Genomic DNA, 23,755 nt, shown 5'->3' with positions numbered 1-23,755 from the left:
CCAATTGGCAAAGAATAACGCCTCCCCTTTTTACATGATTTTTTAAAACAGAGCCTAAATAAATTAAAAGGTTCATTCATTTACAGGAATGAAGAAGCTGCCACTTTGCTGCTTTATAATGCTGCTCTGCTTAGTAAACATTAAAGGAGCCTGAAGCAATCAACAAAATTATGGCAAGTAACCACTTAGTGGTAGTAATCTTTTTTTATATCTCCCCTTTTTTAGGGATTGACTGCTGTTGAACAGAATAGCAATTTTACAGCCATTAATAACTGTAAAATTTTTTTTATGAAAAAGATGTCAACTCTTCTTCTTGTTCTTTCAGCACTTTTCCTCTCTTTACAAACACAGGCTAAAGTGTGGCGGATTAATAATACGCCGGGTGTGAATGCTAATTTTACCACTGTTGTGGCTGCTTTGGCAAGCGCTTCCGTAGTAAATGATGATACCTTATATGTTGAAGGAAGCAGCATAGCCTATGCTGGATTTACATTAAACAAAAGATTAGTCATTATTGGTACCGGCTATTTTTTAAGTGGTGCAAACAGCAATACCGGATTGCAGGCCAATCAATACCCGGCAACATTTGCCAGTGCTGCCATTGCCTTTGACTCAACTGGTTCAGGCTCCGTCATAATGGGGCTGGATAATTTTTTTATGGGCATTGGTCCAAACCTTGGTTCTGCTACAGATAACATTACTCGCCTGCAGGTTTCACACCTTATGTTGGTACAAATGGAAATCTGAACAACCAAACAGATGCAGCACTCTTTCAGGGCTTAACAGGCAACAGCACAGATGGGCAATGGCGCTTAAAAGCAGGCTCACCAGCTATTGGATCGGGCCTTACAATTGGCACAGTTGTAAGTCCTGATTGCGGTGCATATGGTGCAACAGATCCATATATACTCTCCGGCATTCCGAATATTCCAACAATTTATTCTTTAACTGTACCAGCTTCTATTCCCGCAGGTACTGCTACCATGAATATAACAGTGAGTACAAGAAATAATAATTGATCTGTTTCAAGTGGCAGTTGTTCCACTGCCGTATATGTTGTGCGCTCTAATGTAATGCATACTATAATTCTTCTGCAATACATACAGAGTGAAAAATTGCATGCATGACTTTGCCTGCAAGATGTTGCGTACTGTTAAAAAAATAACAATGAAATCTTTTCTCATCATACTGATGTGTTTTGTGTGCAGCATGACTGTGTTTGCACAAGACCCGGCCTATCCAACTGCACCGGCTGCTCCTCAAAATATTGTGGCAGCAGAATATTTTATTGATAATGATCCGGGGGCTGGAAATGCAACGCCCGTTACTGTAACCGCCGCTGTTGATATCAACAATCTTGCAGCAGTTATTAATGTAAACGGTTTAAGTAATGGTGTTCACCGTTTGTATTTACGTACCAGAAGTGCGGAAGGACGATGGAGTCTATCAGGAGTGAAAGAATTTCTGTACGATTCTGACCCGGTATATGGTTCGTCACCGGCAGCTGCACAAAACATAATTGCAGCAGAATATTTCATTGACACTGATCCGGGTTTTGGTAATGCAACAGCCATTTCAGTTACACCCGGTTTAGATCTAAACAACGTACCTGTAAGTGTTAATACAGCAGGTTTATCAAACGGAGTACACCGTTTATACATCCGTACAAAGAATGCGGAAGGAAGATGGAGCTTAACCAATGTTAAAGACTTTATTGTTGATTTCGATTTTGCTTATGCAGCAGCGCCGGCAGCTGCACTGAATATTATTGCAGCAGAATATTTTATTGATACTGATCCGGGTTTTGGCAACGCAACAGCCATCACTATTAACTCCTGCAACAGATATCAGCAACCTAACTGTTTCAGCAAACACAAATGGTTTATCAATCGGCACACACCGAATTTATATCCGCACAAAAAGTGCGGAAGGAAAATGGAGCTTAACCAATGTAAAAGATTTTATTGTTGACAATGATCCTTCTTACCCTGCTGCACCCGTTGCTGCGCTGAATATTATTGCAGCCGAATATTTTATTGATACTGATCCCGGCTTCGGTAATGCAACAGCCATCACTGTTACACCCGCAACAGATATCAATAATATTGCTGTAGCTGCCAACACAAATGGATTATCGATCGGCACACACCGTATTTATATCCGTACAAAAAGTGCGGAAGGAAGATGGAGTTTAACCAATGTAAAAGATTTCCTTGTTGACAATGATCCGGCTTACGGACCATCCCCTGCAGCTGCACAAAACATTATTGCAGCAGAATATTTCCTTGATACAGATCCAGGCTTCGGCAATGCAACGCCTATTGCTGTTACAGCAGCAACTGACATTAACAACCTGGCAATAGTTGTAAACACAACAGGCTTAAGTAATGGTCAGCATAATTTATTTGTCCGTACAAAGAACCAGGAAGGCAGATGGAGTTTAACCAACGTTGCCTCTTTCTTTACTGACCTGATGGCTGTATCAACAGATACACTTGCCTATGGCAATGTTCCTGTAAATACAACCAGCACAAAGAATTTAATTATTACCAATAACAGCAATGCCAGTCAAACAATTAACGCTGCTATTGTAAATACTCCTTTTACAACCAATGCATCAGGTGTTATTACAATTCCTGCAGGTCAGACACATACATTGCAGGTAAGCTTTACACCAACAGCTGTTGCTGATTATAATGAATCATTGCAACTGCAAACATCGTCCGGAAATTACAATGTTAGATTACTTGGTTCAGGTATTACACAGGTTGCATCATGGACAATCAGTCCGGCTGCAGGTTATAACTATGGCAATATACCTGTAAACAGTTCTTTCAACGTTGGATTTATTATACAAAATACAGGCAATGTTCCGGTTACCCTGAGTAATGTAACCAGCACCAATGCAGCTTTTGTGCCCAGCTTTACTCCAGGCAGTGTGATACCTGCAAATGGCAGCCTTACCGTCTATGTTTTATTTACTCCAACTGCGGTAACTGCCTACAATGCACAACTGAAAATCGAATCTTCTACAGCGGGTGTAGGTTTTGTAACAACCGCTTTATCGGGCAATGGATACAACCCGGGAGCTCCACCAGTATTGCAGTTTGCATCTGTAACTCCATACAATGGAACAACAGGAGTAAACCCTGCTGCCGGACAAACAGGTAACTATACATATAAGATTTTATACAAATCATCTAATAACAGGGCACCACAGGCAGGCTCTCCTTCAGTAAGCCTTGACTTAAATGGCGACCAGGATTTTGTTGATCTGAATGAAGGAACATTCACGATGACAAAAGAAGGCAGCAGCACCGACTATGTTACAGGAGTGGTTTATACATATACCTATTCACATCTCAACAATACCAATACAGCGGGTTATAAATTTGCAGCTGTAGATGATAATGGAAACACTGCAACAGGTACAAATACAAATTATGTAAGCGGGCCGGTTATAACCGATCAGCAAATTGATCTGCGGATTTTTGCAAATGATATTACATTCAGCAAATCAAATCCAGTTCCGGGCGAAACATTTACAGTGTTTGCAAAAGTGACAAACACTACAGCACTTCCTGCAACCAATGTTCCGGTGAAATATTACAGAGATACTATTCTCATTGGCAGCGATGTAATACCATCCGTTGCTCCATTCTCAAATACAACCATCAGCCGTACACTGAATTTTGCAGCAGAAGGTTTCTATCCAATAAAAGTATGGATCGACAGCAGCAATACACTGGGCGATATTAATGTGCTCAACAACTATGCAATCAGACCAATTGTTGTCGGCTCACCAAATTTACCGGGCGGTATTACTGTTACAACCAATGCAAGTATACAGGTATGTCCGCAGGTAAAAGTGTTGATCACAGGTAATGCAGTTTATTATGGAACAGGCACTTCAACAAAAGTTGCAGGAGCAGAAGTTACCATTAACACAGGTACACAACTCATTACCACTACCACCAATTCAAATGGCGACTTCAGTTACCTGTTAACAGGTGTAACATGTGGTGGCAACTTCACTTATACAGTAAGTGTAACAGACTTCACATTTACAAGCAGCCTGCTCACCAACAGTATACCATTGCCATGCCCTGCACCAAATGCATGTACACCAGCACCTTCACAGGGAGGAATATATGCATCAGCAAGCAGTAATCCATGCAGTCATGTTGTAGGCAGCAGCAGTACAGTCGATATCAAACTAAAATACAGGGAAAGAAACCTGGCTAATTTCTGGAATGCCTTTGATGAAATTATTAAAGACACACTGAAAGTATTCCAGGATGGAGTATTGATAGCAACTTATCCAAGTGCAGATTATTCCCACGGGCCTGGCAATGAAGTAACTGTTCCGGTGAATATACCGTTAACATCAACAACTCCGGTTGTGATTTCAGCCGAGCTTACTTATGTATATGTTGAGTATACACAGATTCCAAGTTCATTATATCATGGCAATCATATTCAGATGTCGGCCTCAGGTTCAACAACAATTCATCCGGTGGAAAATAAACCTGATTTAACCATTCAGAGTTTTGCACAGACAGGATTTACAGCATTCAGTTTTAATAATGCAAACATTAAATGTGTGACAGCAGGTGCACATACAGTGAAAGTGTACGATTCAATACCGGGTGGTTCATTCACACTGATTAAAACAAGCAGCTTCGGTTCACTGGGTGCAGGCAGTGCATCATCAATCAGTTACAGTGATCCAACCATGACAGCAGGCACACATTTCATCAAAGTAATAACAGATGCAGATGCAACTGTAACAGAAACCAGTGAAACAAATAATGAAGCCCTGTTTACTGTAGTGGTTCCTGAATCAGACTTAACCATTACAAAACTTGTCCCTTCTACCACAGCATTAAGCATTGGCAGCAGTGTACGGTTTACAGCAACAGTGAAAAACTCAGGACGGCGCACAGGAAGTTTTGATGTAAGGTTTAATGTAAATGGTGTACAACTGGGTGCATTAAAAACTATACCGTTGTTAGGTGAAAACAGTTCCGTAACTGTAATGTCAGATGCATACATTGTAAACAATGCAGATAGTGATTGCGGAGTAATCGTTGAAGCAGTTGCAGATATCAATAACCAGGTAACAGAATCAAATGAAACAAATAACAACCGGCAAATAAAACTGGGATCAGATCTGGCACCTTACCAGTTACCTGCTGAAGTTGGTTCAGCATCAAACCCCGCTATTGTAAAAGTGAACATAAGCAAACAGTTCTACCCTGCCGTACGAAATATCGGCGAAAGAGATGTAACCAAAGTAACTGTACGTTTCACACTCAATGGTAACTGGCTGGCAGCAGATACAATCAACAATGTAAAAGCAGGTGAAATCTTTGCAGCACATGGTTCCTTTACTCACACATTCACTGCTGTTGGAGATTATGTTGTAAAAGTAATTGCCGATACATCGAATACAATTTGTGAAAATAATGAAGCTAACAATGAAGGAAATTTCTATATCCGTGTAATAGACAGCAAGGCCGATCTCGAAGTATTATCACAATACATAAATCCAAGCAGTTTAAATCCGAATATCGGGCAAACTGTAACCATTGTTGGTACAGTTAAAAACACAGGCGGTAAAGTTTCAACAGCAAATGTGATGCGCTTCCTGGTTGATGATATACAACTTGGTGCTGATGTACCGATCAATGCAATACAGCCGGGAAGAGATACAACTGTTGCGGCAACGGTAACTTATTCATCCATTATCTCAGGTGTGAAGATCATGAAGATCGTTGTTGATCCTGCCAATACAATTGATGAAGAACGGGAAGACAACAATGAAGCAACACGTGCCATGATTATTGGTGATGCGCCGGATATGTCAAGAAGTTTTGCAGGTGCCATCAGCTTTAATCCAAATGGATTCAGCAGCGGCGACAGTGTAACTGTGAACTGGAGCATTAAAAACAATGGTCCGCAGCAGGGAACAGCCTGGGCAAGATTTATGATACTGGATGAAAATGGAATACTCACCGCTATTGACAGCATTCAGTTTACACTGGCATCAGGTGCAAGCACATCATTAAGCAGACGCATGTTGTTTACGCTTACTGAAGGTGATGTTGTAACACAAATTGTAAACTGTTCACCAATGGAGTTTGATTTGCTCAACAATAATGACACGTTGCATTTTTCAACTGTAGCAAAAATGAAGAGCAATCTAACAGTGAGTGGCGACCTGGATATGAAACAGGGAGTTGCATCACAATTGCCGGGCTGGATTGGCGGTAAGATTATGTTAGGCGATTATGATTTAACTGTCAATGGAAGTATTCTCAATTTCGATACAGCGCATTTCATTATAACTAATGGTATGGGCAAATTGAAACTGGTGAACAATAAAGCTGAGAACCTCTTCCCAGTTGGCACGTCATTATACAATTCAAATTTTGCAAAGATCAACAATACCGGCACGCAGGATAACTTCAGTGTTCGTGTTGTTCCTTATGTACTGCTCAATGGAATTACAGGCGATACATTGCAAACAGGCAATGTAAAACGCACCTGGTTCATTGATGAGCAAACAGCAGGTGGAAGCAATGCAAGTGTTGAACTGTTCTGGTTTGCACCTGATGAATTACCGGTGTTTAACAGGAACACAAGCCGGGTATCGCACTACACAACATTGTGGCAACTGGGCGATATTGCCGCTGCCGCAACAGATACATTGCCGGGAAGATACAGCAGGTTACAGACAGGCTACTCAACGTTCTCACCATTCTCCGTAAGAAGGGGTGGAACTGCAACATCTCTTCCGCTGAAGTTCATATCCTGTACTGCTGTGCCTGCAGGAAAAGATGCACAGCTTACATGGGTAACAGATAATGAAAGCAATGTTTCGCATTTTGAAGTGGAAGTAAGTACTAATGGTTTATCATTTATAAAACTGGGAGAAGTAACGGCAACGAATACCGGCAACAGGCAACTGTACAAATACACACACGTATCACCTGCAGCTGATCTTATGTATTACCGAATCAGGCAGGTTGATAACGATGGCAAATACACATTCAGCAGTACTGCAAAAGTGAACTTTGCAAAACTCAAAGAAGTGAAACTGTATCCAAATCCTGCTGCATCCTTTATTCAGCTGTCAAATGTAAATGCAGCAGAGCTGAAAGAAGTACAGATACTGGGTGTTGATGGAAAACTGGTGGCTCTATTGCCGGTTAACTTCCAACTTCAATACAATATCAGTTATCTAAAGCAGGGAAGCTATTTCATACGGTTACTGAAAAAAGATAAAACCATACAAACCATCCCGTTTATAAAACAATAGTTGGTCCCTTTTAAAAATACCTTTGAAGCGGTGCGTAATGCACCGCTTCTTTTTTTCCTATCCAGCTATTGATGAATATAGAATTTACTTACCTGTTCAACGATCAGGTGTTCTGCAAAGAAATACAAGTCGTTATTGAAAAAAATCTATCCGGAAGAAACAGGAAATAACTTAAACCAAATTATATTTCGCTGCCAGTTTAATTAAATTGGCAGTATTGTTCACAGCAAATTTTGTAAGCAGGTTTTTCCGATGACTGTCAACAGTATGCAAACTGATAAACAGTTTTTCAGCCATTTGCGGATTGGTAAATCCATCAGCAATTAATTGCAGCACTTCTTTCTCCCTGCTGCTGAGAACCGGTATGGTATTTAAGTTCTCCTTGCCAGCCAGAGAAACGCTGATATCAAGACTCATATAAAGCTTCCCTTCATATACACTCAGAATAGCTTCCTCTATCTCTTCTTTGGAAGCACTCTTTACCAGATAACCGGCTGCTCCGTTCTGTATCATTTGTGAAATATAGCTTCGTTCTTTAAACGTACTCATCGCAATTATTTTTACTTTTGGAAATTCTTTTTTGATTTTTAATGCCAGTTCTATTCCGCTGATCTCGGGCATATTAATATCTGTAATCACAATATCAGGTGCAGTCAATTTTATTTGCTGCAACGCCTCATATGCGTTGGGAGCAATCCCTGCAATTTCCACAACCTTAATTTGCGCCAGCATTGAACTCATTCCTTCCAATACCATCGGGTGGTCATCCACTATCAATACTTTTATCTTATCCATTATGATCTATTATGCAGTCAATATGTACAGAAGTTCCTTTACCCTCTGTTGTCTTAATATCCAGTTGCCCTTTGAGATAATCTACCCTTGAACGGATATTTTTCAAACCTGCACCCTGTTGCACAGTTTCTTTATTAAAGCCCTTGCCATTATCCTCTACAGTTATTGAAAGACTATCATCATTCCGCATTACCTGTGCCAGTATGATGGTTGCACCGGAATGTTTTACTGCATTATTCAGTAACTCCTGTACAATACGGTACACCACAATTTCAACAGAAGATGCCATTCTTTTTTCGAGGCCATAAAACTCACCGTTAATTTTAAAGGCTTGTGATGCAGACAGCCCATCGCAATAATCCTGTAATGCCTGTTGCAAACCTAATTTCATTAACGCTTCAGGCATCATGTTGTGTGCCACCCGGCGCATTTCACTGATAGATTCATCTAATTTTGACAATGCATGATTAAATGTTCTGCCATGCTCTTCTGATAAAATTAAATTTCCTTTCATAGCTCCTAATTGAAGTTTTACACCACTGAGCAATCCACCAAGACCATCGTGCAGATCTTTTGCCAATCTGCTTCGTTCATCTTCCTGGCCTTTTACAATTGATTGTGTGGCGAGTAATAATTTTTCTTTTTCCAGCTCAGCAATTTTTTGTTCCTGCAGTTTTTGTTTTTGCCTGTAGTTGCGGTAAGAAAGTAATGAGATAATAAGTAAGGTGGCGGCACTGCCAATTAAAATATAGTTGAGTGTGTTTTTCTTTGTGATTGTTGCCTGCTGTTGTATCAATTGCCTCTCTTTCTTTTCAGTTTCATATTTTTTCAAGATTGGATGATTGCTGTGAAAGGGTTTCTCTTACATAGTCTGCCATTAATGCTTCAGATTTCAAGGTAAACCTGGCTCCCTCATCCAGCTTTCCTGATGCGTAAGCTATTCGTGACAAAATCGTTAATATTTCAGATTCCTTCACTTTAATTTTAAGTTTTTGACTTAACAAAAGCGCTTCTCCTGCAAATGATTCTGATTTACTAAATTCTCCCTGTTGCAAATAACAAATTGCAACAGCACCCAATCTGTCACCTCCATATCAGCTGCACCACTTTCTCTGCTAAGTAATAAAGAACGTGTAGCATAAGGTAGTATTTTTTTATATTCAACTCCTTTCTTTTCCCATATACTTGCGATTGCAAGCAAAGCGGCAGACTCTACCCGTATATCTTTTAGTTCTTTCGCTAACTGCAATGCTTCTTCAGCCAGTTCCTCTGCTTTCGGTAACATTTTCTTTTCTCTGTAAGAAATTGATAAGTTGATAAGTATCAGGCAAAGGGATGATTTATCATTCAATTCTTTGGCAGTTATGATTGCTTTTTCGCCATAAAAAATCGATTGATCATACTGCGTACGGTCATTGTACAAAGATTGTAAAGAACTGCCCATCTGCACCTGCACACTTTTACTTTGAGCGTTATTATTTTTTTCTATAAGTTTTACGCCCTCCAAAAAGTAAGGTAATGCTTCTTCTGGCCTCGACATCTGTTGATGTGCAGTTCCAATATTAAATAAGGTAATGCCAATAAAAAAAGTATCTTTTTCCAGCCTCGACAATTCAAGAGCTTGTTGGCTATAATATATGCCAGAATCATATTTTCCCGTTACGTACATAACAGAGCTGTAATAAATATTTGATTTGGCGATCCCTTTTTTATAATTTATTTTTTCGCTGATTACTTTTGCCATTCTATAATAGTTGGCTGCTTTAACGGGATCACTATTTTCAAATGCAGAACCTGCTTTCAGATAAACCTCAACACCTGTGCTGTCCTGTTTTACTGTTGCAAGTACCTTTACTAAGCTATCTCTTGCTGCATCATTTTGTGCATATAAAGATTGTACCGTTGTAAATAAGTATAGTATTAATATCCGCTTCATTTTTTCCTCAGACTGTTTATTGATATTAAAAATAGAACATCATTCAGCACATTTCCAACTTTCTATCTGAAATCCCCTGTTCGGGGGATTGCAAAAACAGGTGTTCAGGGGATTGTTTTCCTTTCCATTTAATTGAAGTTTTGTGTTCACTTAAACATCTGTCATGAACAAGATTTTTTACTCCCTGGCTTTTCTGCTGGTTACAACCATTCAAAGCAATGCACAATGCTGGCAAAATATATCAGCAGGTACTTTACATACCCTGGCTATAAAAAATGATGGCACACTCTGGGCATGGGGAGATAATACTTATAGTCAACTGGGTGATGGTACCGGTATTGCTAAAAACATACCTACCCGGATTGGCACCACTAATAACTGGAGTAAAGTTGAAGCAGGCTATTATCACAATATGGCCATAAAAACAGATGGCACCCTTTGGGCATGGGGACTTAATAGCAATGGTCAACTGGGTGATGGCACTGATGTTGACAAAAATGAACCTGTACAAATTGGCTCCGCTACTGACTGGAGCCAAATTTCTGCGGCTTATGATTTTACCATTGCACTAAAAAACGATGGCACATTATGGGCATGGGGAAGCAATTTTTATGGACAGTTAGGCGATGGTACAACTATTGACAAAAATGTACCTACCCAAATTGGCACTGCTACTGATTGGGTCAAAATTGCTGCAGGTTTTCGCCATACTATTGCAACAAAAACGGCTGGAACAATTTGGGCATGGGGAATTAACCCTAGTGGCCAATTGGGTGATGGAACCAATGTTGTAAAAATTATACCCACACAAATTGGTACAGCAACTGATTGGAATCAAATAAGCGCAGGAGTTGAACACAGCCTTGCCACAAAAACAAACGGTACAATTTGGGCATGGGGAAGTAATTTTTATGGTCAATTAGGTGACGGTACTAATACGGATACTAATGTGCCCATTCAAGTTGGGACTGCCAACAATTGGATTAAAATTGGTGCAGGTGAATATCATAGTATGTCAATAAAAACCGATGGTACGCTCTGGGGTTGGGGTACAAATTTTTGGGGCCAGCTGGGCGATGGTACTGCATTTAATGATAAAAATATTCCAACCCAAACAGGTACAGGCGCCACCTGGAATCTGGTTGTAGCAGGAAATGGCCATACAATAGCTACACAAACGGATGCCAGTTTGTATGCTTTTGGAAGAAATACTGACGGTCAATTAGGAAATAGTAATAACGTAATGCAAGCTACTCCGGCAGTCATCAGTTGTGGCACCACACTTCCTCTTATCTGGCTCTACGTAAATAGCCAATGGCAAAACAATGCAATAATTATAAAATGGGCCACGACATCAGAAACCAATACTAAACATTTTGAAATTGAACACAGCAGTAATGGAATCAATTATTCTAAAATTGGCACAGTAGCAGCTTCAGGAAACAGCAGCCTCACAGAACACTATGAATTTTTACACCACTCCCCTGTTGCCGGTAAAAATTATTACCGCATCAAACAAATTGATCTGGATGAAAGGTTCAGCTATTCTTCAACTGTATCAGTTACTAAAACAACTGAAGAAAATAAAATTGTGATTATGCCTAACCCGGCACAAAACCACATCACTCTTTTCCTGACTAAACCAAACAGCAATACACAGGTGCGATTAATCAATCAGCAGGGCCAGGTATTGCTGCAGCAAAATTTGCAGCCAGGCACTATGCAACAATCTTTTTCTATTTCAACATTACCTGCCGGCGTATATAATGTACTGCTGATTATGAATGGAGAAGTAAAAACAATACGCTTCGTAAAACAATAACACGTATGAAACAGCGGTTCGTTTCTATAATCATTCTCCTTTTGCCGGCTTTACATTCAGCAGCGCAGAGTATGAAAACCTTTGACATCTTTTCTTATACAACTCCTTCCGGCTTTGTATTAAAAGACAGTAAAGACAAATTGTTTTTTCAAAAAACAGAAGGCAAAAATTATTGCCAGTTGTTTTTATACCCGGCCACTTCCGGGCAAAGTGATGCTGAAAAAGATTTTACAAAAAACTGGGATTTCTTTGCCCGTAATCCTGATCAAAAAGTAAACGATCCTGAAACAAAGGAAACGGGTTCGTTAAACGGATGGCAAAGCATATTTGGCGCCGCAAAAGGAATTTTCGGCAGGCAAGTTTTTTTCATCACTGTATCTACTTTTACAAAAAATGATATTACCTATTGTATTGCTGCAGTATTCACCGACAAAAAATTTATACCTGTTGCGCAGGAATTTATTGCAGCCGTAGTGCCTGATGAAAATAAATTTGTACGTACTGAAAATAATACTCAACAGCCATCGCAGGATGTAAACACCATTACAACTGTAACCACCAGTTCTTCGACTATCACGAAATCCATTACCAACTTTGATGATGACTGGACTGCTACCCTCACCAATGATTATGTAAAACTTACCAAAACAGGAACAGAGCTGCGTCTTCATTATATCGACAAAGCATTGGATGATGCCCGGCCCAATACCATTGATGCACCTGAATATTACTGGAGCAAATATGTAGAACCCTATTTTACTGTAAGCAATCTGCAAAAATGGAGTGGTGTACAATACCCTGTTATCTATCATCTGCAGGCCAATGCTATTGAAAAACAAACGGGCAAAACTTGTTTTGTTGCTATTAAAATTGTGTACGGTGGTGGGGCAAGACCCGTTGTAGTCATTGCTTCTAATCAAAACAGTTATCAGCAACTGTTCACTCATCCCAATGATATAGACCCGATGCTAAACGCCAACAGGTTTGCCGTAACTGCCAATGATATTATCGGTACCTGGAAAGGCAGTGGTGGTGGCGGAGTAGAATATTATAATGCGTACAGCGGTACGTATGCAGGCATGAGTGCAGTATCAAGTACCGATGAATTTACATTTAACAGTGATGGTACTTACAGCAGCATGTATCGTTCAGCAAGTATGACTAATGGCGGTGCACAATTTGGCGGACAGGATTTTAAAGGAAATTTTTCTGTGAAAGACTGGAGTATTACTGCTACGAACCGTTACAAAGGAAAAACAACAACATACAAAGCCCAACTCATTGCAGTAAAGGGCGGTTACCTGCTTTATATCGAAGATGCGGAGAACGCATCACTGAATTATACTTTATTTAAAACAAAATAAAGATATCAAAATTATGAAACAAGTAATGATATGCCTGGCTTTATTCATCACAATACAAAAAAAGCTTTCGCAGGAAAGACCTTATGTTCAGTTTAATTATATACTTCCTGAATCGTACCAAACCGCTTATGAGGCCGACAGGCTGCTGGTGTACAATGAACAAAAAAAGATTTGCGTTATCATTTATTCCCCTTACAAAGCAGGTAATAATATTGCTGAGAATTTTATGCAGCTATGGAATACGCCTCAAAAAAATATAGAAGGATATTCTGCAGGTGAAGTGTATAAAAGAAATAGTACGAAGGTAAATGGATATCAAATGATGAGCGGAGAGTTTGAAGGAGAATCAAACGGAAGGCTATTCAAAAAAACAATTCAATTGTATCAGGATGGAAATAGCTGTAATGCAGTAATTGTATTTGCTGACAAAGAAACAAACGAACAGCTTCAGTCGTTCTGGAAAAGCCTGCAAATCATTCCAAAGGCTATTCCGCTTACCCCACTGCAGAAGGCCCATAGTTGGTACAGCATCGTTAGAGGTACAGATGCGTCCTTTACTCCACAGGCATTTCAGTCTTTGAACAATTTAAACTTTACTGGATTTTTTACTACGAACGCTTTTTACATGCAAACCTTGGGAGACAGTTTATATCACCTTCGTGTGCTGCCTAATCTTCAAATATTATCCATTGGCCAAACTCAGTTTACTACTGCGGCAGCCATTAACATTGGCAGCTTACCTGCATTAAAGCAAGTAGATGCCGTTAATCAGGGAATGCAAATACCCATGTCTGATGCCGGCTTACAGGGATTGAGTAATTCATTAACTCTTGAAGAAATACGATTGATAGCACCTTCTATGCCCAATGTTACAAATGCAGGGATGGTTCACCTTTCCAGAATGACAAAACTAAAAACATTATCGCTTGGAAGGGCAGATGCTGTAACTATTATTGGCTTAGAACAATTAGTTTCATTGAAACAGCTTATTAATCTTGACCTTTCAGGCGCTGGTTTAACCGACGCTGATATCCCCCGAATTATAACTGCTCTTGGCCAAATGACTTCATTGCAAGTGTTCATAATCAGATATACAGTAATTTCTGACGCAGGTGCAGAACAGATAAGAACAGCAAGGGCACCACTTGTTGTAATCAGATAAAAAACAGTCAAAAAAAAATACAAATACTAATTCTTATCTAAATACATTTGATATAAATACAACACCCTCTCTCTCATAGTTACTCTTTCCTGCTTTGCACAAAAACCAATTGACGAAGAGAAAGTAAATAAAGCAGTTGTGCTTATGCAAAAAATGATGACTGATCCCGGCCAGATGCAAAACGTGATGACCGAACTGCAGGCATTAAAATTAAATAGCGCCGAAGACAAGGAAGCAAAAAAAAGAATGCAACAACAGGCCGTTGCTAACTCAGGAAAACTCAAAGAAGAAGTAACCAAAAAGGGCGGCATTACTGAAAAGCAAATTACAGAGTTTAAAGAAAACAAAGACCGTATTGTACCTGTACGGGATGATGCAAGAATTAATGCTGTACTAAAAAGAGATCTTAACCGATCATGAAATAAAAAACTTTTGCAAAGCAGTACATGAAGCAGTTAAAAAAAGAAATGAACCCGGCTGCTGTTTCGCAGGCAGAAAAAATTTATGAAAAACTAAAAGCAAAATATCCTGCTACTGCTGCAATGGGTAATGGAGCCATCAGTTGTTATCTCAGGAATCTTACCCAGCAAAGTGTTTATATCATGGGCAAAGTGTGCAGTGAAGATGCAGGCGATGCCAATAACCTCAATAACTATTCAGCATTATTAACCAATCATGGCGTGGAGCAGGGAGCAATTCCTATACTGAATTATCTCAACAGAAAGTTTGCAAAAAGCCCTGTTGTAATGAGCAATCTTTCTTTAGCATGGATGGGTTTAGGTGATCTGAAAACTGCTGAAAAATATGCAGACAGCTGCATCCGTTTTTTCCCGGGCAATGCAGCACAGGCACATTATGTAAAAGCAGTAGTGAAAGAAAGCGAAGGCAACCGCCAGGGAGCAATTGAAGAAATGAAACAAAGCATCGGTGAAAGTTACAGTGCAGAAAAAGAAAGCCTGCTGAAAAAAATGGGAGGGAAACTTACTGCCGCAGATCATAAAAAAAAGCTACCCGCCGATGCATTGGGTTTATCCAGATTTCATTTCCCCAGCCTGCCCAGAACTTATGAGGCAGCCATCAATTCCAAATTGGAATGGGAAACTTTTTACAAAAATCTGGAAAGTAATATAAAAGAATTAGAGGTAAAAACAGAAAGGCTCCGAAAAGAGTATGATAAAAAAGCAGCAGCAGATGCAAAGGCAGCCATCAATTTCGCAAAACAAAAAGCAGGGAAACCAGGTTATGCTTTTGCCGCCAATAACACCAGCAACCAAAGCTGGAATAATTTTTACCAATTACTGGAAGAAGAGTTTGTAAAAAAAGAAGAAGCATTTATGAAAGAAGCCAGGAAGCTTACAGAAAAGAACAGCAAAATGCAGGATGAACTGGATACAATTGTAAAAGTGCATTTGGCAAAAAGATTTGAACAGGATGCGCTGGGGAAAAAGTTTACTGATGCTGAAGCATGCAACGCTTACAAGGAAGCTTATGACAACTATATGCAACCGGCTAATACGATGTTTGAAAAGTTTTATTCAGCCTACATAGACCATAAAAGAAAAATGACCAATGAACTGCTGTATGCAGGAAAACAGTTTATGGATAAGGAGTACTATGAATATTATGCAAGCAATTCAAAACTTCAGTTTCTATACGCATTGCAGTCTGTAAGTTATGAAATGCCAAGCTATGCACTGGGCCTGCCGTATGCACAGGCTTGCATCAATACAAAAACAAATCCGTTTACAAACAAAGGGTTATCTAAATGGGAAGATGTGCATTGCCCTGAGCCATGGGAAATGAGTTTTGTGGGTGGCACATCAGTTAGTACAGAATGCAATAAGATTACCTTGAAATTGGACTTTCAGGTTTTTGAGGTAAGTGGCACCCAGGATATGATTACTGGCGAATGGACGAACTTTACACTTGAAGGAGGCATTGATCTTGGAACTAAAAGAGTTTTGGGTGGCGCAGGTAAAAAGGTTTTTGATGCAGGTGTTGAGGGGGGCTTTTTTGTAGAAATTGGCACGTCAGGAGTAAGTGGCTGGGAAGTAAAAGACTATGGCGGAAAAGGGAAAATTTCAGCAGGCGGCACTACCGGCACAAAAGGCAATGCAGGCTCCTCACCTACCTTAATAGAAGGAGAAGGTAAAATATCCCTCAAATCAGGCAAGGCCTCTTTTGAAGTAAAGGCGCTTGGAAGTAAAACAGTTATAGAATACAAATAAAGTATGAGAAAAAATAAAACATTACTTACTGTTCTTGTTGTCTTCTTTTTTTAAAGGTGCGGCACAGGTAAACTGTAACACTCTTGATGTAAATAAAGTACCCGGCAAATGGGTATGGGCAAGTGCTGCATCTTCTTTTGAAGACCCCATTCCGGCAAGCCAATGGAAATTTTGTGAACCCCTGAGAAAAGAAATGCAACGCATCATGCCTGTTGCAATAGATGGCTTGTATGCCACTAACAGCATTGCATTTCCAAAAGGAAAAGCTTTTTGGTACGCAGCCAATAGCCCTTCTGCCTATGAAAATTATTTAATGCTGAAAAAATATGAATGTCTGAAAGGATACAATGAACTGAAGCCGGAAGTGGTAACAGGATGCTGGGTGTATTTTTCAGTAAATCAAATAGAGGGAGAAAAATTCCCTTTGCCTGAACAGGGCACAGAGTTAACTTTTAACGAATCGAAAATCAGGGTTACCAATATTGAGGTACAAACGGATGCTGCAGGGAACAAAATAATTTACAGCAACTACAGAGCTGAAGAAACATTGAAACATTGCTACTTTTTTTCTGCCAGAAAAGATCTGCCCTTGAGAAAGTTAACTAATAAAGAATTATTTACTGCGTACAAAATTTATCATGAAAAAAGGTTGAGTGCCGAAATAGTAAGGCATGAAAAGATTGTAGCTGATTATGAAAAGACTTACAATAGTCTCAGTGCTGCAGAAAAACAAAAGGGAGATTACAGAACACAGCAATTTCAAACCGGTTCAGCTTTATTAAAAAATCTAAAACTGGAAAAAGAAAAAATCACACCATGGTTTACTGCAGCATTAAAACAGGCAACTATTAATGAAGCAGCTGTTGTTAAAAAAATTAACTCCTATAATTTTCTTCCCCGGGAATTAGAAGCCACAGATGGCAATGGCTACAATGTATGGGTTGACAACCTTGATTTTTTTGATAAAACAAAACCAAAGGACCAACCGCAATGTATAGCATTGTATATAAGAAGACAGGATGGAGATCTGCCCAAAAAGAATTTTATGGATCTTTTTCACAGCCAGTTTAACTTAGATGTGCTGGCCAAACTGGTGGGAGAAGTTGCTAAAAAGCCGAATGGAGTCAATACCATGAACGCTTCATCAGGCACTGCAAAAACAGATTCAAAAACTAATCAGAACAATCTATCCGCCTACAAATACAGTTTTGATGCAGCAGTAGGAAATGAATTTCCAAAAGGATGGAATGGCATGAGAAATACTGCCGTAAAGCAATTTGAAAATAAAAATTGGCTAGCCTTTGCCAAAGATGGATACTGCTATCCGCAACAATTCAACAAAGAAATAAAAGACAACTTCAATCTTTCTTTTGAACTGTCATGGAATAAAGATATTGCTTACAACAGCGGATTATTTACGGTGAGTTTTTCAGAAATACCGTATGATAATGCAGGAGAAAGATACAAGATGGATGATAACCAAAACCAGTACTGGAGTTTTTACGATAGCTATGTGGGCAAATTCAACCGGGTGGTATTATGGTTCGACCCGTACGCAAACAGCGGCGGCACAGTTACTGTTTATTCATATGACAAAAATGAAACCATTGCTGTGAACAAGCGGATAACGTTGCCTGATTTCTATCTCACAAAAAATAACCACAATATAAAAATTCAGCGAAAAGGAAATTCATTGCTTGTTTTTTCAACAATAAAAAAGAGGCAGAAATTGAAAATGTATTTCTTCCAGCTGTAAAATACAACCTCTATACCTTCAGCCGGTATAAAGGAAACAACAGTGATAATAAGAATGATGTCTTTTATCTGAATAATATTCAAACAAACTACTGAATTACGGCAGTGCAGCTCCATTTAGTATCCCCTTTTTCAGGGATTGTCCCGTATTTAATTTCGTTTCATTTTTACAAATAATTATCTTACTGTTCTATCCGGGCAACCGGCAGCAAAAAACTTCATCAAACAAAATCAAACACATGAACCAGAAACTCATCCTGCTTGCAGCAATTTGCTTAACCCTTTACAGTTGCTCAGGCGGATTCAGCAAGGGCGTAAAGAAAGATATGTCAACAGGTTTATCTGCCAGTTATAATGGATTTGCCCTGGAAGATATTTACCTGACGGATACTAAAGGAACCCGTCTCAGCGATAATAAGATTGCAATGGGATCACCATTGGCTGTTGTGGCAACAGGTGTTGATCATTTTGTGGAGATGAACGGAAGAGTGTACCCGGGCTGCACCATTATTCTTACTGATAAAGCGGGAAAAGAAGTGCTGAACCTGCCCGATGCATTTGCAGATATGAAAGATGGCTATACCGCTGCCGAAGCAAAAGTTCTGCAGGCAAGCCTTAATACAGGCAGCCCGATGGTTGTTGGAGAAACCTATCATTTAAGCGTTCGGTTTTACGATAAGAATAAGAAAGAAAGTGAAATTGTATCCAGTGTGGATCTGCTCATGAAAGAATAACTGCAATCAACACAGTAATTCTGCCCTTTATTATACCTTTACGGTGATGAGAAGCTCATCACCGTTTTTATTTCTATCAACCAAAGCAAAACACATTACAACAGAAACATAAAACCAGCCATTTAAAACATGAAGAAAATGATTACCGTATTACACCCTTGGCATGGCGCACATTATGGACCCAAAGCTCCTGAACATGTAACCGCTTTAATTGAAATTTCCGAAGGCAGCCGCAGTAAATATGAACTGGATAAAGACACAGGATTACTCAAACTCGACCGTGTTATTTTTTCTTCGTTTATCTATCCCATCAACTATGGTTTTATTCCGCAAACCTTAGGACAGGATGGCGATCCGTTGGATATTCTGGTCATCTGTTCTCAATCTATTCAGCCATTATGCCTGGTGGAAGCAACCGTAATCGGTAATATGCAGATGATTGACCAGGGCGAACGTGATGATAAGATCATTGCCGTAGCATCAAACGATCCTACTGTAAATCATATCACCGACATTGAAGAATTACCACAGCACTTCTTTCATGAACTGAAACATTACTTTGAAGAGTATAAAAAATTAGAAAACAAAGTAGTGGAGATTGATAATTTCCAGAGTAAATCAGAAGCATTTGCAGTTATTAAGGAAGCCATTGATTATTACAAGGAAAAGTACAGCAAATAATTTCTGTTCATGCAAACAAAGAAAATGGATACAACACTTCTTGTTACTATTTTAATCATCGGTTTGTGTGCAGGTGTGCTGAGTGGAATGGTGGGTGTGGGTGGCGGATTGATCATTGTACCTGCACTGGTGTTTTTTCTCGGAATGAGTCAGCACTCAGCACAGGGAACTTCATTGGGACTGTTACTTTTACCCGCAGGTATTCTTGCAGTAATGAATTATTATAAAGCCGGGCATGTTGATCTGAAAGTAGTCGGACTGCTGGCTCTTGGTTTTATTGCCGGCAGTTATTTCGGCAGTAAATGGAGCCTTGCATTGCCGCAGGATACAGTACGTAAAATCTTTGCTATCTTTTTATTTTATACTGCGTTTAAAATGATTGGCTGGGAAAAAGCGTTGGTGAGTTGGGTAAAGGGATTAATGTGAAGAAATAGAAACGCTGATGACGCTGATTGCTATGGATGAAAACGGATTAAAAACTAAATCATTAAGAAGCATCTTTCTTCTTTCTCCCTTCTACCTTTTCACTTCTTTCTTTTTCTTCCTTCCCGTCTTACCGGCACACTACACCCGTTTCAACACTCTCAGTCTATGCGTCCTCAACCCCGTTTCACGGCTGATGATTCCTTCCCCGTCAATACTGTCTATTTTCACCCTTCCTGCCGCATGCATAATTTCATGATCATTCAGTAACAAACCAACATGAATGATCTTTCCGTCTTCATTATCAAAAAAAGCAAGATCACCGCAACGGGCTTCCTGTAAAAATCCAAGATCCTCTCCCACCATTGATTGATTCGACGCATCCCTCGGCAAATGTTTTCCAAAGAAACGCATCAGCAACTGAATAAAACCACTGCAGTCGATTCCAAAAACAGAACGTCCGCCCCAGAGATAGGCAGTATTTAAAAATGTAAAAGCCACCTGGCGGATATTATTTTCCTCAAACACATACGCACCTTCCATTACTAATTTGCTGCTGCTGCGTATTTTATAATCGCCCCAAACAGCTTCGCCATTTTGTAATGCAGGTACTGCACTTCCAAACGGAACATGCATCGGCAAATCATTCACCATCATTACACCGCTCCATGTATTCACTAACGGCAACTGATCCTGCGATGCAATTTCCTTGCTTATTTCCACCAGCTGGTTACGCATACAGTAACCCGTGTATCCATCATACACACACATAATTTCCACCCACTCATCATGCTGGGCAATCAGCTCAACAGCTTCGCCAAATAATACTTGAGAAGTCAATTCCGCCTCATGACGGGGTTCTTTACGTACGGCACATACAGGTACTAAACAAAGGGCGGTATTCATTCAGGTTTTACTTTTTGTGATAGTTACTACTGCTCTCAGCAGATCAGGCGAATTTACAACTTTCCCTTTCGCCTCAACTACGAAGTACAAAGTATGGAATTTCAATTCCCGGCGCATCTATACTGTAAATTAACTAAATTGTCTTTGTAAACGCAATTTGTGCAGTTGCCCCACTCCACCATACCCGACAGCGAACTCCTGAACCATTACTATAAAGATGGCGACAGCAAATGGCTGGGCATCCTCCTGCAACGCTATACCATGCTGCTTTTTGGTGTTTGTATGAAGTATTTAAAGAATGAAGAAGAAGCCAAAGATGCCGTGCAGCAGGTGTTTGAAAAAAGTATTAAGGAACTGGGCAAGTACAAAGTGGATTATTTTAAAAGCTGGATCTACATGGTGGCCAAGAACCACTGCCTCATGAAGCTGCGGGATAAAGGAAAAGTGCCGAAAGAAATTACCGAACGCATGATGGCCACTCCCGCCGAAGAAGACAGACATGCCGAACTGCTGGAAAAAGATGAACTGCTCGACAGGCTGGGCAATTCTCTGCACGAACTGATTCCTGAACAACGCTTATGCATCGAACTGTTTTACCTGCAGAAGAAAAGCTATATTGAAATTACCGAACAAACGGGTTTTACCCTGATGCAGGTGAAGAGTTATATTCAAAACGGAAAACGTAACTTGCGAACGCTATTGCTGAAACAAATCAATCATGAGAGATAAGCTTCTTGACATATTAAAGACTGAAGCTGATATCAGTGAACAGGAAATGCTCAATTACCTGGAAGGAAAGCTTACACCCGAAGAGCGCCAGTCGGTAGAAGAACGGATTGCCACTTCTGAAATGCTGGCCGATGCGGAAGAAGGATTAAGTCAGCTGAAAAATAAAGAGGAAATTAATAAAGCAGTTGCCGGTCTTAATAAACAACTCGCCAATCAATTGGTAAAACAGCGCCGCAAACGCAAACGCCGTGAACTCCCCAACCAATCCCTTATTATTTTAAGCACCTTTATTATTCTGGTGTTGATTGTAATTGCCTTTGTGGTGATTTATAAGATGCAGAAAGGATAACTGTTTTTTTGTAAAAAATAGATTTATGTTTCCGGCCATGTTTTTCATGGCATCGTCTGTTGCCACGCTCGTTTCAGTTCCGTTTTCATAGCAGCAGCCAAACCGGTCGGCACGCCCAAGCGGTCTGAACGATTTGTTCAACTGTAGAATTATATTTCCAAATGCACCATTCGTATGTTCACAAACTCGAAAGATTTTTTAAGGTTGTAATTTCAATTGATTTTCATTGCCTTTTTCTTTTGAGGACTGCATCTTATATCATAAATTATCTGGTTATGCGCTATTTATTTTCTAACTTAAAATGATGGAAGAGCTCGGAAATGATCATAATCGCAGACTATTCTTTGGACTTCAAAACGGCAAAATAAAGCATATATCCGAGGTAATTAATGGGCTGAAGTGCGAGTGCATATGTCCTGCCTGCGAAGAGCGATTAGTTGCGAGAAATGGAGGCACAATACGAATCCATCACTTTGCGCACTATAAAGGGAATGAATGTAAATACGGATTCCAAACATCAATACATTTAGTGGCGAAAGAGATTCTTGAAAAATGTGGCAAAATAAAAGTCCCGGGCATTTCAACCTACATAGATGTCGGATTAGAAGATGTAGAATATAGAGATATGTCTATTTCAAAAATTCATGAATTATCTAAGGAATTCTATATCGCCATTGACAAGGTTATTCTTGAAAGGAAATTGCACAACTATATCCCAGATGTACTGATTTTTCAAGAAACAAGAAACTAATAGTCGAGATTGCTGTAACTCATTTTGTAGGCAGAAGGAAACTTGACAAAATAAAAGAATCGAAGATATCAGCACTTGAAATCGATTTAAGTAAAATAAAAAATGACTTTAATCGAGACGAACTAGAATCGTTAATTATTGAAGATTTATCATTGAAATCATGGTTATACAACCAATATGAACAAGATCAAATTCCTATAAAACGGGATGAACTTATAAAAGAAGTACAGAAGATTAAAGCCCAAAATCTAAAAGAAGAAAAAGATAAAAAAAGAAAAGAGCGGGAAATTTGGTATGAAGCCTACTATAAAAAAGTAATTAGAAGAGAAAATTCGAAAAAAGAGGTTTATAGACAGGTTGAAAACTGCCCATTAAAAAAAAGGGTATATAATGACCAATACTATGCAAATGTAGCCGTAGACTGTGTGAATTGTGAACATTCAAGAGGAACTCGAGAAAACGAAGAATTCTTAATTTGTCTATATGAGTACCACATGAATAAAAGAAATTGCGATTTCTAGATTTCGTCAGCCCGGGGTCTGGCCTTAGCCGACCCCCGGGAGTTAGAAAACTTTTCTCGTATAAAGAAAAGACCTATTTTAGAGCTGCGCCAGCAAGTGAAACTGCAACCGTGAACCACCGGAACAGCCGAGCTAACCCAAACTCCACGCTTTACCCCGGACAATTTTATTTTGATTGCTGCGCAGGAGAAAAGCAGAGATTATGTGCCGGGGATACTCCAGAAAATTTTAGTGAAGCCTACGAGCGACCGTACGAAATTCGACATTGTCACTTT

19 protein-coding genes are annotated in these 23,755 nt (G+C 39.6%); 15 read left to right on the top strand and 4 right to left on the bottom strand.

Annotated features, from left to right (window positions below; all coding sequences use genetic code 11):
* Window positions 1-288: 288 nt before the first annotated feature.
* Both IPK31_14760 and IPK31_14755 read left to right on the top strand, forming a co-directional pair.
* Window positions 289-747 (top strand): hypothetical protein, encoded by a 459-nt coding sequence (locus IPK31_14760; protein MBK8089096.1) that lies wholly within the window; start codon window positions 289-291, stop codon window positions 745-747.
* Between the two features lie 1,057 nt (window positions 748-1,804).
* Window positions 1,805-7,324 carry a choice-of-anchor D domain-containing protein gene (locus IPK31_14755; protein ID MBK8089095.1) on the top strand — a complete coding sequence of 1,840 codons (5,520 nt, stop codon included), beginning with the start codon at window positions 1,805-1,807 and terminating at the stop codon, window positions 7,322-7,324.
* Between the two features lie 171 nt (window positions 7,325-7,495).
* Here the strand turns inward: IPK31_14755 and IPK31_14750 are convergent, their stop codons facing one another.
* The 3 genes from IPK31_14750 to IPK31_14740 all read right to left on the bottom strand — a co-directional run bounded on the left by IPK31_14750 (window position 7,496) and on the right by IPK31_14740 (window position 9,863).
* A complete protein-coding gene (locus IPK31_14750) occupies window positions 7,496-8,119 on the bottom strand; it encodes a response regulator transcription factor (GenBank protein ID MBK8089094.1) in 624 nt (207 codons plus the stop codon).
* Window positions 8,112-8,951: a sensor histidine kinase gene (locus tag IPK31_14745; GenBank protein MBK8089093.1), complete on the bottom strand. Its 840-nt coding sequence runs from the start codon at window positions 8,949-8,951 to the stop codon at window positions 8,112-8,114. The genes IPK31_14750 and IPK31_14745 overlap by 8 nt, the downstream gene beginning before the upstream one ends.
* A 165-nt stretch (window positions 8,952-9,116) precedes the next feature.
* On the bottom strand, window positions 9,117-9,863 hold the full coding sequence (locus tag IPK31_14740; protein ID MBK8089092.1) for a tetratricopeptide repeat protein: 747 nt from the start codon (window positions 9,861-9,863) through the stop codon (window positions 9,117-9,119).
* A gap of 355 nt (window positions 9,864-10,218) precedes the next feature.
* Here IPK31_14740 and IPK31_14735 point away from each other — a divergent pair, with 355 nt between their 5' ends.
* From IPK31_14735 to IPK31_14695, 9 genes are all read left to right on the top strand, one after another.
* Window positions 10,219-11,877, top strand: a complete 1,659-nt coding sequence (locus IPK31_14735; GenBank protein MBK8089091.1) for a T9SS type A sorting domain-containing protein — start codon at window positions 10,219-10,221, stop codon at window positions 11,875-11,877.
* A gap of 71 nt (window positions 11,878-11,948) precedes the next feature.
* The gene (locus tag IPK31_14730) at window positions 11,949-13,241 is read left to right on the top strand and encodes a hypothetical protein (protein MBK8089090.1); all 1,293 of its coding nucleotides are present in this window, start codon (window positions 11,949-11,951) and stop codon (window positions 13,239-13,241) included.
* Window positions 13,242-13,254: 13 nt separating this feature from the next.
* The gene (locus tag IPK31_14725; protein ID MBK8089089.1) at window positions 13,255-14,403 is read left to right on the top strand and encodes a hypothetical protein; all 1,149 of its coding nucleotides are present in this window, start codon (window positions 13,255-13,257) and stop codon (window positions 14,401-14,403) included.
* Window positions 14,404-14,547: 144 nt separating this feature from the next.
* On the top strand, window positions 14,548-14,823 hold the full coding sequence (locus IPK31_14720; GenBank protein ID MBK8089088.1) for a hypothetical protein: 276 nt from the start codon (window positions 14,548-14,550) through the stop codon (window positions 14,821-14,823).
* Window positions 14,824-14,849: 26 nt separating this feature from the next.
* Window positions 14,850-16,631 (top strand): hypothetical protein, encoded by a 1,782-nt coding sequence (locus IPK31_14715; GenBank protein MBK8089087.1) that lies wholly within the window; start codon window positions 14,850-14,852, stop codon window positions 16,629-16,631.
* A gap of 34 nt (window positions 16,632-16,665) precedes the next feature.
* Entirely contained in the window at window positions 16,666-18,387 is a 1,722-nt protein-coding gene (locus IPK31_14710; protein MBK8089086.1) for a hypothetical protein, read from the top strand.
* Between the two features lie 238 nt (window positions 18,388-18,625).
* Window positions 18,626-19,120 (top strand): hypothetical protein, encoded by a 495-nt coding sequence (locus IPK31_14705; GenBank protein ID MBK8089085.1) that lies wholly within the window; start codon window positions 18,626-18,628, stop codon window positions 19,118-19,120.
* A 138-nt stretch (window positions 19,121-19,258) separates the two neighbouring features.
* Window positions 19,259-19,801 (top strand): inorganic diphosphatase, encoded by a 543-nt coding sequence (locus tag IPK31_14700; protein MBK8089084.1) that lies wholly within the window; start codon window positions 19,259-19,261, stop codon window positions 19,799-19,801.
* Between the two features lie 24 nt (window positions 19,802-19,825).
* On the top strand, window positions 19,826-20,227 hold the full coding sequence (locus tag IPK31_14695) for a sulfite exporter TauE/SafE family protein (protein MBK8089083.1): 402 nt from the start codon (window positions 19,826-19,828) through the stop codon (window positions 20,225-20,227).
* Between the two features lie 138 nt (window positions 20,228-20,365).
* Here IPK31_14695 and IPK31_14690 read toward each other — a convergent pair whose 3' ends face one another.
* Entirely contained in the window at window positions 20,366-21,130 is a 765-nt protein-coding gene (locus IPK31_14690) for a C40 family peptidase (GenBank protein MBK8089082.1), read from the bottom strand.
* Between the two features lie 159 nt (window positions 21,131-21,289).
* Between IPK31_14690 and IPK31_14685 the strand changes: the two genes are divergently transcribed.
* From IPK31_14685 to IPK31_14670, 4 genes are all read left to right on the top strand, one after another.
* The gene (locus IPK31_14685; GenBank protein MBK8089081.1) at window positions 21,290-21,859 is read left to right on the top strand and encodes a sigma-70 family RNA polymerase sigma factor; all 570 of its coding nucleotides are present in this window, start codon (window positions 21,290-21,292) and stop codon (window positions 21,857-21,859) included.
* On the top strand, window positions 21,849-22,208 hold the full coding sequence (locus IPK31_14680; GenBank protein ID MBK8089080.1) for a hypothetical protein: 360 nt from the start codon (window positions 21,849-21,851) through the stop codon (window positions 22,206-22,208). The genes IPK31_14685 and IPK31_14680 overlap by 11 nt, the downstream gene beginning before the upstream one ends.
* A 304-nt stretch (window positions 22,209-22,512) precedes the next feature.
* A complete protein-coding gene (locus tag IPK31_14675; GenBank protein MBK8089079.1) occupies window positions 22,513-22,959 on the top strand; it encodes a hypothetical protein in 447 nt (148 codons plus the stop codon).
* Between the two features lie 152 nt (window positions 22,960-23,111).
* Window positions 23,112-23,480 (top strand): hypothetical protein, encoded by a 369-nt coding sequence (locus IPK31_14670; protein ID MBK8089078.1) that lies wholly within the window; start codon window positions 23,112-23,114, stop codon window positions 23,478-23,480.
* Window positions 23,481-23,755 lie beyond the last annotated feature (275 nt).

The organism is Chitinophagaceae bacterium (assembly GCA_016713085.1).
Taxonomy (GTDB): Bacteria; Bacteroidota; Bacteroidia; order Chitinophagales; family Chitinophagaceae; genus Lacibacter.
The sequence above is the reverse complement of the archived record's forward strand: the minus strand, read 5'-3'. Positions and strand labels throughout refer to the sequence as shown.

Bases quoted from the DNA above. Each gene is read 5' to 3' on its own strand.
- IPK31_14760 (MBK8089096.1), top strand. From the start codon at position 289: ATGAAAAAGATGTCAACTCTTCTTCTTGTTCTTTCAGCACTTTTCCTC.
- IPK31_14750 (MBK8089094.1), bottom strand. From the start codon at position 8,119: ATGGATAAGATAAAAGTATTGATAGTGGATGACCACCCGATGGTATTG.
- IPK31_14740 (MBK8089092.1), bottom strand. From the start codon at position 9,863: ATGGCAAAAGTAATCAGCGAAAAAATAAATTATAAAAAAGGGATCGCC.
- IPK31_14735 (MBK8089091.1), top strand. From the start codon at position 10,219: ATGAACAAGATTTTTTACTCCCTGGCTTTTCTGCTGGTTACAACCATT.
- IPK31_14730 (MBK8089090.1), top strand. From the start codon at position 11,949: ATGAAAACCTTTGACATCTTTTCTTATACAACTCCTTCCGGCTTTGTA.
- IPK31_14725 (MBK8089089.1), top strand. From the start codon at position 13,255: ATGAAACAAGTAATGATATGCCTGGCTTTATTCATCACAATACAAAAA.
- IPK31_14720 (MBK8089088.1), top strand. From the start codon at position 14,548: ATGCAAAAAATGATGACTGATCCCGGCCAGATGCAAAACGTGATGACC.
- IPK31_14715 (MBK8089087.1), top strand. From the start codon at position 14,850: ATGAAGCAGTTAAAAAAAGAAATGAACCCGGCTGCTGTTTCGCAGGCA.
- IPK31_14705 (MBK8089085.1), top strand. From the start codon at position 18,626: ATGAACCAGAAACTCATCCTGCTTGCAGCAATTTGCTTAACCCTTTAC.
- IPK31_14700 (MBK8089084.1), top strand. From the start codon at position 19,259: ATGATTACCGTATTACACCCTTGGCATGGCGCACATTATGGACCCAAA.
- IPK31_14695 (MBK8089083.1), top strand. From the start codon at position 19,826: ATGGATACAACACTTCTTGTTACTATTTTAATCATCGGTTTGTGTGCA.
- IPK31_14690 (MBK8089082.1), bottom strand. From the start codon at position 21,130: ATGAATACCGCCCTTTGTTTAGTACCTGTATGTGCCGTACGTAAAGAA.
- IPK31_14680 (MBK8089080.1), top strand. From the start codon at position 21,849: ATGAGAGATAAGCTTCTTGACATATTAAAGACTGAAGCTGATATCAGT.
- IPK31_14675 (MBK8089079.1), top strand. From the start codon at position 22,513: ATGGAAGAGCTCGGAAATGATCATAATCGCAGACTATTCTTTGGACTT.